The organism is Streptomyces sp. NPDC015661 (assembly GCF_043077765.1).
Lineage (GTDB): Bacteria > Actinomycetota > Actinomycetes > Streptomycetales > Streptomycetaceae > Streptomyces.
The window spans coordinates 474,559-485,396 of sequence record NZ_JBIBST010000008.1 but is presented as its reverse complement, the minus strand read 5'-3'; the positions used below and the strand labels follow the sequence as shown (position 1 = coordinate 485,396).

7 protein-coding genes are annotated in these 10,838 nt (G+C 73.9%); 5 read left to right on the top strand and 2 right to left on the bottom strand.

Annotation, left to right across the window (positions count from 1 at the left end):
• The first annotated feature begins 116 nt into the window (after positions 1 to 116).
• The 5 genes from ACF07V_RS24155 to ACF07V_RS24135 are packed head-to-tail and all read left to right on the top strand — an operon-like array spanning position 117 to position 5,828.
• A complete protein-coding gene (locus tag ACF07V_RS24155; RefSeq protein WP_392157074.1) occupies positions 117 to 1,949 on the top strand; it encodes an ABC transporter substrate-binding protein in 1,833 nt (610 codons plus the stop codon).
• A gap of 3 nt (positions 1,950 to 1,952) precedes the next feature.
• A complete protein-coding gene (locus ACF07V_RS24150; RefSeq protein WP_392157018.1) occupies positions 1,953 to 3,014 on the top strand; it encodes an ABC transporter permease in 1,062 nt (353 codons plus the stop codon).
• Positions 3,011 to 3,907: an ABC transporter permease gene (locus ACF07V_RS24145; protein WP_392157017.1), complete on the top strand. Its 897-nt coding sequence runs from the start codon at positions 3,011 to 3,013 to the stop codon at positions 3,905 to 3,907. Before ACF07V_RS24150 ends, ACF07V_RS24145 begins: the two co-directional genes overlap by 4 nt.
• On the top strand, positions 3,904 to 4,869 hold the full coding sequence (locus ACF07V_RS24140) for an ABC transporter ATP-binding protein (protein WP_392157015.1): 966 nt from the start codon (positions 3,904 to 3,906) through the stop codon (positions 4,867 to 4,869). Before ACF07V_RS24145 ends, ACF07V_RS24140 begins: the two co-directional genes overlap by 4 nt.
• Complete coding sequence (locus ACF07V_RS24135; protein ID WP_392157013.1) at positions 4,866 to 5,828, top strand: ABC transporter ATP-binding protein; 963 nt, start codon at positions 4,866 to 4,868, stop codon at positions 5,826 to 5,828. Before ACF07V_RS24140 ends, ACF07V_RS24135 begins: the two co-directional genes overlap by 4 nt.
• Before the next feature lie 430 nt (positions 5,829 to 6,258).
• Here ACF07V_RS24135 and ACF07V_RS24130 read toward each other — a convergent pair whose 3' ends face one another.
• Together ACF07V_RS24130 and ACF07V_RS24125 are read right to left on the bottom strand one after the other, a co-directional pair.
• Positions 6,259 to 7,212: a bifunctional riboflavin kinase/FAD synthetase gene (locus tag ACF07V_RS24130; protein ID WP_392157012.1), complete on the bottom strand. Its 954-nt coding sequence runs from the start codon at positions 7,210 to 7,212 to the stop codon at positions 6,259 to 6,261.
• A 39-nt stretch (positions 7,213 to 7,251) separates the two neighbouring features.
• Complete coding sequence (locus ACF07V_RS24125) at positions 7,252 to 10,704, bottom strand: trypsin-like peptidase domain-containing protein (RefSeq protein WP_392157010.1); 3,453 nt, start codon at positions 10,702 to 10,704, stop codon at positions 7,252 to 7,254.
• Positions 10,705 to 10,838 lie beyond the last annotated feature (134 nt).

Below are 10,838 nucleotides of genomic sequence, written 5' to 3'. Positions count from 1 at the left end.
AAGGGGTTTGAGCGATCGTTGACGACGGCAGACCACCGCTGATACACCTTCGCTTCACCCATCGTCAGCCCAAGATCCACGACAGAAACTCCGACGCGAGGTCACGTCCCATGGTCATGGTCACGAAGGTTCCACCCCGCCGCACCCCTGCCCGAAGAGCCCTCCGACTGCTGCTCGCCACCGGTCTCGCCACCGGCTCCCTCGCCGTCGTCCCCGGCACCGCGCAGGCGGAGGACGAGAAGTCCGGCGGCACCACCCTCACGGTCGCCGTCTCGCAGAGCATCGACTCGCTGAGCCCGTTCCTCGCCCAGAAGCTCACCTCGACCAGCATCCACCGGCTGGCGTACGAGTACCTCACGAACTACGACCCGAAGGACGCCCACACCGTCCCGGGTCTCGCGACCGCGTGGACGTCCTCGCCCGACAAGCTGACGTGGACGTACACGATCCGCAAGGACTCGACCTGGTCCGACGGACAGCAGGCCACCGCCGAGGACGCGGCCTGGACCTTCAACAAGATGATGACCGACCCGAACGCCGCCACCGCCAACGGCAGCTTCACGGCCAACTTCAAGAAGGTCACCGCCCCCGACCCGCAGACCCTCGTCATCGAGCTGAAGAAGCCGCAGGCGACGATGACGGCCCTCGACGTCCCGATCGTGCCCAAGCACGTCTGGGAGAAGGTCACCGACTTCTCGAAGTTCAACAACGACAAGACCTTCCCGATCGTCGGGAACGGCCCCTTCGTCATCACGGACTTCAAGGTCGACCAGTACATCAAGCTCAAGCCGAACAAGAAGTTCTGGCGGGGCGCGCCCAAGTTCGACGAGCTGGTCTTCAAGTACTACAAGGACGGGGACGCCGCCGTCGCCGCGCTGCAGAAGGGCGAGGTGTCCTTCGTACCGAACCTGACACCCGCCCAGGCAGCCGCCCTGAAGACCCAGAACGACATCAAGGTCAACGACGCCCCCGGCCGCCGCTTCTACGCCCTCGCCACCAACCCGGGCGCCAAGGCCCAGGACGGCAAGACCTTCGGCAACGGCAACAAGGCGCTGCTCGACCCGGAGGTGCGCAAGGCGCTCTTCCTCGCCGTCGACCGCACCACCCTCGTCGACAAGGTCTTCCAGGGCCACGCCGTCGAGGGCGAGGGGTACATCCCGCCGCGCTTCGGCTCGTACTTCTGGAAGCCGGAGACCGCGCAGAAGCGGGCGTACGACCCGGCCGGGGCGGAGAAGGCCCTCGACGCCGCCGGATACCGGAAGGACGCCGCCGGCAAGCGGCTCGGCAAGGACGGCAAGCCCCTGGAGTTCCGGATCCTCTGTCACGCCACCGACCCCAACGACAAGGCGGTCGGCAAGTACCTCCAGGAGTGGTGGGGCAAGCTCGGCATCGGCCTGAAGGTCGAGTGCCTGGACAGCGTCTCCGACCCGTGGGTCAAGGGCGACTACGACCTCGCGTTCGACGGCTGGTCGGTCAACCCCGACCCGGACTACGTCCTCTCCATCCACACCTGCGGCACGCTCCCGGCGACCCCGAAGGACTCCGGCGCCACCGACAACTTCATCTGCGACAAGGAGTTCGACGGGCTCTACGCGCAGCAGGCGGTCGAGTACGACGCGGCCAAGCGGGCGGATCTGGTGAAGCGGATGCAGTCCCGGCTGTACGACACGGGGTACATGAACATCATGGCCTACCCGAACGCCCTGGAGGCGTACCGCACGGACCAGATCAAGTCCATCACCACCATGCCCGAGGCCGCCGGGAACCTGTGGGGCCAGGACGGCTACTGGAGCTGGTGGTCCGCCGTGCCCACCGCCCAGGCCGAGGACTCCGGCAGCGGCTCGTCCACCGGGGTGATCGTCGGCATCGCCGCGGCCGTGGTCGTCGTGGTCGGTCTCGGCGTCTTCCTCGGTCTGCGCCGCCGCTCCACCGCCGACGACCGCGAGTAGTACGTGACGACGGCAAGCACCCCCGCCGACGTGGCGCGGGCCGAGAAGGCCCGCGCCACGGACGGCGCACCCCGCACCGGTTCCTCCCTCGGCTACCTCCGCCACGCGGCGGGGAAGCTGGGCGGCGCGCTCGTCTCGCTCCTCGCCGTCCTGGTCACCAGCTTCTTCCTCTTCCGGATCATCCCCGGTGACCCGGTGAAGGCGATGACCCACGGCGTGCCCACCTCCGCCGAGCAACTCGCCACACTGCGGCGCCAGTTCGGGCTCGACCTGCCGCTGTGGCAGCAGTTCACCGACTACTGCGCCAAGGCGCTCAGCGGCGACCTCGGCACCTCCTTCCAGTTCCGCGCCCCCGTCGGGGACCTCATCGCGGAGAAGCTCCCGGCGACGCTGCTGCTCACCGGGGTCGCCGTGGTGATCTACTCGGCGCTCGGGCTGTGGCTGGGCACCCGCTCGGCCTGGCGGCACGGCGGCCTCGGCGACAAGCTGAACACCGGGATCGCGCTGACCCTGTGGTCGGTGCCCTCCTTCTGGCTGGGGCTGCTCCTCATCATCGTCTTCTCGGTGGGCATGGGGCCGATCCCGGGACTCTTCCCGACCGGCGGCATGGAGTCGGGCACGGGCGAGACCGGCTTCGCGTACGTCCTGGACGTCGCCCACCACCTGGTCCTGCCCGTGGTCACGCTCGTCGCCGTCGGCTACGCGCAGACCCTGCTCGTGATGCGGTCCTCGCTCCTCGACGAGATGGGCGGCGACTATCTGACGACGGCGCGGGCGAAGGGGCTGCGGGACGACGTCGTGCGCCGCCGGCACGCCGTGCCGAACGCGCTGCTTCCGACCGTCACCATGATCTTCATCAACCTGGGCCATGTGGCGGCCGGTTCGATCCTGGTGGAGACGGTGTTCTCCTGGCCGGGGCTCGGCGGGCTCTTCTACCAGGCGCTGAGCGTGCCCGATCTGCCGCTCGTGCAGGGCCTGTTCGTGGTCTTCGCCGGAGCGATGATCCTGATGAACCTGATCGCCGACCTGCTCTATCCGCTGCTCGACCCCCGGGTGGGCCGATGACCTCTCCGACACGTTCTCTCGCATGGGAGCGCCGCAAGGGTTCGGTCGCGCGCTTCTGGACCTCGTACCGGACCCACCGCGCCGGTCTCTACGGCCTCCTCGGCCTCGCCCTGATCGCCCTGCTCGCGCTCACCGCCCCGCTGACCGTCGGCGCCGACGTGCAGTCGGTGACGGAGGCACCGGGCACGGCCCTGGAGCCGCCGAGCGCCGAGTTCCCGCTCGGCACCGACCAGTTCGGGCGCTCGCTGCTCGGCCTGCTGATCTGGGGCGCCCGGATCTCGCTGCTCGTCGGTCTGCTCGCGGCGGCCCTCTCGGTCGCCATCGGGACGCTGGTGGGCATCATCGCCGGGCACTACGGCGGCTGGTTCTCGACCGTCGTCATGCGGATCACCGACTGGTTCCTGGTCATGCCGACGCTGGTGCTCGCGATCGTCCTCGCCACGGTCATGTCCCGGTCGATGTGGACGGTGGTCCTCGCCATCGGCGTGACCTCCTGGCCGACCACCGCCCGGCTCGTACGGGCGCAGACCATCGCGGTGGAGTCCCGCCCGTACATCGAGCGGGCGACCGCCCTCGGCGGCGGCCACCGGCACGTCATGACCCGGCACGTGCTGCCGAACGTGATGCCGCTGGTCCTCGCACAGACCACCCTCGGCATCTCGACCGCCATCCTCACCGAGGCGACCCTCGCCTTCCTCGGCCTGGGCGACCCGACGGTGGTCTCCTGGGGCGGAATGCTCCAGGACGCCCGGGAGGCGGGCGCCGTCTCCTCCGGGCACTGGTGGTACCTGGCACCGCCCGGGATCGCGATCGCGCTGGTCGCGCTCGCGTTCACGCTCTGCGGCCGGGCCGTGGAGTCCGTACTGAACCCGAAGCTGGGGGTGGGGCGATGAGCCTCCTCGAGGTGCGGGACCTCAGAGTCACGTACGGGTCGGGCGCGGCCGCCGTGCCCGCCGTGCGCGGGGTCGACCTGACCCTGGAGCCGGGGACCAAGCTGGGCGTGGCCGGCGAGTCGGGCTGCGGAAAGTCCACGCTCGCGCTCGCGCTGCTGCGGCTGCTTCCGGCCTCGGCGCGGATCGAGGGCGAGATCCTGCTCGACGGGGACGACGTCCTCGCCATGTCGTGGGGGCGTCTGCGGGCCGTGCGCTGGGCCGGCGCGTCGATCGTCTTCCAGGGCGCGATGCACTCGCTGAACGCGGTGCACCGGATCGGCGACCAGATCGCCGAGCCGCTGCTCGTGCACGGCCGGGCGACCCCGGCGGCGGCCCGCACCCGGGTCGGCGAGCTGCTCGAACACGTCGGCCTCCCGGCGGCCCGGGCCTCCGCCTATCCGCACGAGCTGTCCGGCGGGCAGCGGCAGCGCGTGATGATCGCGATGGCGCTCGCCTGCGACCCGCGGCTGATCGTCGCCGACGAACCGACGACCGCGCTCGACGTGATGATCCAGGCGCAGATCCTGCGGCTGATCGAGCGGCTCGTCGCCGAGCAGTCCATCAGCCTCCTGATGATCAGCCACGACCTGGCGGTCCTCGCCGACACCTGCGACCGGCTCGCCGTGATGTACGCGGGCCGGATCGTCGAGGAGGGGCCGGCGCGGGCGGTGTACGAGGCGGCCGCGCACCCGTACGGGCGGGCCCTGTCCTCCGCGTTCCCCCGGATCGGCGACCTCGCGTCCCGGCGGGCGCCGCGCGGACTGCCCGGCGACCCGCCGGACCCGGCGGACCTGCCCGGCGGCTGCACCTTCCACCCGCGCTGCCCGGTGGCGGTGGACGCCTGCGCGGAGCTCGATCAGGAACTGCGGGAGGCGGGCGCGGGGCGCCGGGCCGCCTGCGTACACGTGGGGAGCACCTCATGAGCCTGCTGTCGGCGCGCGGACTGCACGTGACCTTCCCCGGGCGGCGGGGCGCGCCGCCCGCGCGCGCGGTGGACGGCGTGGACCTGGACATCGGCGCCGGGGAGATCGTGGCCCTGGTCGGCGAGTCGGGCTGCGGCAAGACGACGCTGGCCCGCTCCCTGCTCGGCCTGGTCCGGCCCACGGCCGGGGCGGTCACCTTCGACGGGCAGCCGCTCGCGTACTCCTCGGGGGCGCTCAGGGCCTACCGGAAGCGGGCGCAGCTGGTCCTCCAGGACCCGAGCGGCTCGCTGAACCCCCGGCACACCGTGTACGACGCGGTGGCGGAGGGGCTGCGGATCCACGGGTACGAGGGGGACGAACGGACGGCCGTCGCCGAGGCCCTGTCCCGGGCCGGGCTCCGCCCCCCTGAGCGGTTCTTCCTCCGCTACCCGCACGAGCTGTCCGGCGGGCAGCGGCAGCGCGTGGTCATCGCGGGCGCGCTCGTCCTGGAACCCGAACTGATCGTCGCCGACGAGCCGGTGGCCTCCCTCGACGCGTCCGTACGGGGCGAGATCCTGGCGCTGCTGCTGCGGCTGCGCGACGAACTCGGCCTGTCCGCGCTGGTGGTGACGCACGATCTGGGGCTCGCGTGGAACATCGCGGACCGGGTGGCCGTGATGTACCTGGGCCGGGTGGTGGAGACCGGCACGGTGGAGTCCGTCCTGACGAACCCTCAACACCCGTACACGCGGGCGCTGTTGTCTGTGCTTCCGGAGTCGGAGGGCGCCCCGGTGGTGCTGACCGGCGAGCCGCCGGACCCGTCCCGCATCCCGTCCGGCTGCCGCTTCCACGCCCGCTGCCAGCTCCTCGCCTCGGGCGAGGCGACGCCGGTCGCGGACCGCTGCCGGGGCGAGGACCTGCCGGTCCTGGGGGGCGGGGGGGAACAGGCGGTGGCGTGCCACTGGGTAACGCGGACCTGAGCCCCTGATTGCGGCCAGTCCTTCCGCCGGCGCGACGCCACCCCGTTGCGGGCGCTGGTCCCACCGGGGCGGTACCCACCCCCCGTTGTGGGCAGGCGTTCCGCAAAGGGCGATGGGGGTCCCCCCTGCTCGACCGAAGCCGAGAACTTGGGGGCGGGTGGGCACAACGGACGGCGCCCCTGCCGGCGCCAGAGGCTCCCGCGCCTGAACCCGCGCCCCTGGCGGCGGCGCACACGTGGTGCGGGTCAGGGCGCGGAACGCGGAGGCGCCGCCAGGGGCGCCGTCCCGTGTGCCCACCCGTCCCGCCCCAGCGGGACGATTGCCCACACGGGCGGGGCGTGGGCCCACGCGGGCGCGGGGCACGGGGCCGACACGACGGCCGTGCGGGGCGGGGCGAAGCCGCGGGTGGGGTACCGCCCGGCCAGGGGCGTCAGGTGCGGTCGTAGTCGTCCGTCAGTTCGCGGCTGCGCTTCACATCGCCCGCCATCGCCTGCAGCAGATCGTCCAGCGTGTCGAACTTGAGCATGCCCCGCACGTACGCCAGGAAGTCCACGGCCACGTGCAGCCCGTACAGGTCGAGGCCCTCGCGGTCGATCGCGTACGCCTCGACCGTCCGCTCCGTGCCGTCGAACTGCGGGTTCGTGCCGACCGAGATCGCCGCCGGCATCCGCTCCCCCGCGGCCGTCAGCCAGCCCGCGTACACCCCGTCCGCCGGGATCGCCGTGTGCGGCAGGGTCTCGACGTTGGCCGTCGGGAAGCCGAGCTCGCGGCCGCGCTGCGCGCCGCGGACGACGATGCCCTCGACCCGGTGCGGGCGGCCGAGGATCTCGGCGGCGCCGGTCATGTCGCCCTCGGCGACGAGGCGGCGGGTGAGGGTGGAGGAGAAGGGCTCGCCGCCGCCGGCGGCCCCGCTGACGTACAGGTCGATGACCTCGACCTCGTAGTCGTAGGTGGCACCGAGCTCGGTGAGGAACGCGACGTTGCCGGCGGCCCGGTGCCCGAAGCGGAAGTTGGGGCCCTCGATGACGGCCTTCGCGTGCAGCTTGTCGACCAGTACCTTCACGATGAAGTCGGCCGGGGACAGCTGGGAGAACTCGGCGGTGAACGGCAGCACGAGCACCGCGTCCACGCCGAGCTCCGCGATGAGCTCGGCACGCCGGTGGTGCGGGGCGAGCAGCGGCGGGTGGCTGCCGGGGCGCACGACCTCGGAGGGGTGCGGGTCGAAGGTGACGACGACGGAGGGGACGCCCAGCTCCCGGGCGCGCTCGACGGCACGCCCGATGATCAGCTGGTGTCCGCGGTGCACCCCGTCGTAGGAGCCGATGGTGACGACGCTGCGTCCCCAGTCCTGGGGGATGTCCTCCAAGCCACGCCAGCGCTGCACTGTGACCGCTCCTCGTCCGCCTGTTCGCCCTGTTCGCCTTTACGCAGGTCTAAGACTGCCATGTCCACGGCCGTCGGTACGCATCGGCATGGCAGTGCCGGGGCTCCGCAGCGCCTGGAGGGTCCCCGCACCGAGCAGCGGAGCCCACTCCTCCGGAGCGGCGACCAGCCAGGAGGCGAGGAGCGCGGCGAAGGCGGGCAGCTCACGGACGGCCCCGGCGAGGGCCCCGTCGAGCCGCCAGGCGCCCTCCGGTGTACGGACGCACAGCGCGCCGGCCCGGAGGACGAGCTCCCGGGTGCGGGGCGCGCTGCGCTGCTCCGCGCCCTCCGCGGCGGCCCGCAGCAGGGCCTCCACGACGGTCAGCTCCCCGATCTCGGCCTCGTACCGCTCGTGCTCCAGGAGTACGTCGAGCAGCTCGGCCCGCAGATGGCGGGAGGCTCCGCTGCCGGGGGCGGCGAGGACGGGGGCGAGGGCGCGCCGGAGCGAGGCGGGGCGGCCCCGGATGAGGCCCGTGACCAGCGGGAAGAGGACCGCCCTGGCGGCCGGGCCGTCCTCGAAGCGGCGGTCGACGAAGGCGGCGACGAGCGGGGCGCCCTCGGGGTGGCGGGCGGCGTGGTCGCGGACGAGGGCGGCGATCCGGCGGGCCAGGGCGGGCGTGTCGACCTCGGCGAGGGCCCGCAGGGCGGCGGACTGTGCCTCGCCGGTGCCGTGCAGACGGGTCCGGAAGGCGGCGAGGACCTCTTCGGGGTGGGTCGCGAGGGCCTCGGCGAGCGCCGACGCGGGCACCCCGGGCTCCGCAAGGGCGCGCGGGAGGTGTCGGGCGCGGCTGTGCGGGTCGCGGACGAGGAGGCCGAGGGCGGCGCCGTGGAGGGTCTGGTCGCCGGGGCGGGCGAGGAGGGCGAGGGCGGCGTAGCGGAGGAGCTCGCGGTCGGCGGAGGTGGTGACGTGCCCGGCGACGAGCTGTCCGTACGCGGCGGCCGCGACGCGCCGCTCCGGGCGCCCGTCGTCGTGGGCCCAGCGGTCGACGGCCCGGCAGAGCGCGGAGGGCTCGTCCTGGGCGAGGGCGGCGAGGAGGCCGTCGGCGAGCGGATGGGCGGTGGCGACGAGCGCCTCGCAGAGGTCGTCGACGGCGAGGGCCCGGTGGGTGTGCAGGAGTGCCTGGGCGGCGGTGGCGACGGCGTGCCGGGGGTCGCCGAACCAGCGGCAGAGCAGCGGCTGAACGCCCCGGGGGTCGGCGACGAGCATTCCGGCGACGGCGTCCAGACTCCGTTCGCCACCGCGCGCCCCGCAGGTCGGCGGGTCGGCCGGGACCAGGCGGCGCAGGAGGTCGATGCGTTCGTCCTTGCCGAGCGGGAGGGCCAGCCAGAACGCGGGGCCGAAGGGGGCGAACACCGGGTGTCGTTCCGGGCGGGACCCGATCAGGTCGGCGAGCTGGCGCAGGACGGGCAGGTACGGGCGCGGGTCCGGCAGGCGCCGCACGCTCTCCCGAAAGAGGCGCGCGGCCCACCAGGCCCCGTCCCCGCCGTCCCCGCCCCGTCCCTCCCCCGCGAACCGGTCGAGTGCCTCGGCGAGTCCGGCGAGTCGGGGTGCCAGGCCGGCGGGGCCACGTTCGTGGTGCAGGAGCAGCAAGGCCTGCAGTACCGGCCCGATCCTGTGTCGGGGAACGGGCGGCAGCACGGCGGGGATGTCGTTCGGACCCTCCCCCTCCCCCTTCCCCTCCCCCGGATGCTCGTCGCGCCCGTGCACCAGGCCGTCCAGCGCCGTGTCCAGGTCCAGGTGGGCCGCCTGGACCCAGTCGGCGAGTTCCTCGTGGGCGAAGCGGTAGCCGGATCCCGCCGGGACGAGGAGGCCCTCGGTGAGGACGGCCGAGGCCCAGCCCTCGCGCCAGGGGAACAGTTCCTCGAAGGAGGCCCGGTCGAGGACGCCGTGCCCGGGGCCGAGGCACCGGCGGGCCGCCTCGTGGAGCCGGCCGGTGACGCGCGCGGCGAGCCGGCGGACGGCCGTCCCGCGGACGAGCGGCCGGGCGTCCGCGGCGATCCGGACGGCGGCCCGCAGGCACATCAGGTCCAGGTAGGCGGTGAAGATCTCCTCGCGCCCGGGCCGCCCCGGCACCTCCCCGGGCAGCGCGGCCCGCACCTCGGCGAGCAGCCGCAGGGCGAGCGGGTGCCGGGCGTCCGCCGGGGCGAGGTCCGTCTCCCCGATCCCGTACCCCTCGCGGACGGCACGGGCCTCCGTCGCGGAGTACGGCCCGAGGGCGAGCGCGGCGGGCAGGCCGTCGTCGGCGCCCGTCGTCGGGCGGTGCAGGGCGCCCGGGGTGTAGAGCGTGCCGGCCTGTTCCCAGTGCTCGGGGCGGCAGGCGGTGACGAGGTGGACCTGGTGGGCGCGGAGCCAGCTTTCGGTGGCGGTGGTCCAGTCGGCGAGCCGGTGGGCGAGGAGCGGTGGCATCTCCTCGGGGCCGTCGAGGACGACGAGGAGCGGGCGGCCGGCGTCCCGGGCGAGGGCGGCGGCCCGCTCCGGGGTGGCGGTGGTGGTGTCGCCGAGCGCCCCGGAGGCGGCGACGATCCGGCCGGCCTGGTGCAGGGCGCGGCCGACGGCGTCGGCGAGCGTCTGGTCCTCGGCGCGCAGGTCGGCGCCGCGCAGCCGGACGGTGGGCGCGGGTGCGACCCCCCGGGCGCGGCGGGCGCAGAGCGCGGCGAGGGCGGTGGTGCGGCCGGTGCCGGGGGCGCCGACGAGGGCGAGGACGGGGGTGTGGCCGGCCGTGAAGCGGGTGAACTCGCGGACGCAGTCGGGCCGTTCGACGGGCTCGGGCCAGGGGTCGGGCTCGCGTACGGGTCCGGTGGAGGTGGCGGTGAGTTCGAGGATCGCGGCGAGGTTGAGGTCGGGTCCGTACGCGGGGACGGTGGCCGCGTTGCGCCGCAGGAGGGCGGTGAGGGGTCCGGCGGGCCGGAGCGGGACGGCGTATCCGGCGGCCTGCCGGTCGCCGTGCAGGGCGGTGCCGAGGACGGCGAGGACGGTGCCGGTGACGGTGTCGAGGACGGGGCCTCCGGCGGCCTGTCCGCCGCGGCGGAGCGCGTCGGCGCCTTCGGTGCCGATGGCGAGTTCGAGGGCGTCGGCGAGGGCGTGGAAGCGGTCGGCGGCGGTGTACGTGACGGCGGCGGGGCCGAGGACTCGGGCCTCGCGCCAGCCCTGTGCGGCGATCCGCACGTACGTGCCGGGTTCGATCTCGGGCCGGGTCGCGAGCGGCAGCGGCCGGCCGCCGAGTCCTTCGGTCCGTACGAGCGCGAGGCCGCTCTCGGGCAGCGGCGTGACGGCCTCGGCCTCGGCGAGCCAGGTCCGGTCGCCGGGGGCGTGCAGGACGACACGGCTGAGTCCGTCGACGGCTTCGTGGCTGGTGACGACCGTTCCGTGGTGGTCGGCGAGGAAACCGGTGCCGCGTGGCCGGCCCGCCGGATCGCAGATGCGCACCAGCGTCGCCAGGTCCCCGCTTCCCATGGTGTCGACGGTAGGCGGCCGGTGATCACCCGGAGGCGCTCACGGGAGAACGCGCCCCCTGACACTCCCCCGTTCACTCCGAGCGCCTCCCCGATGGGGTGAATTTCGGCGGCTCCGCGGGACAGACACTTCCC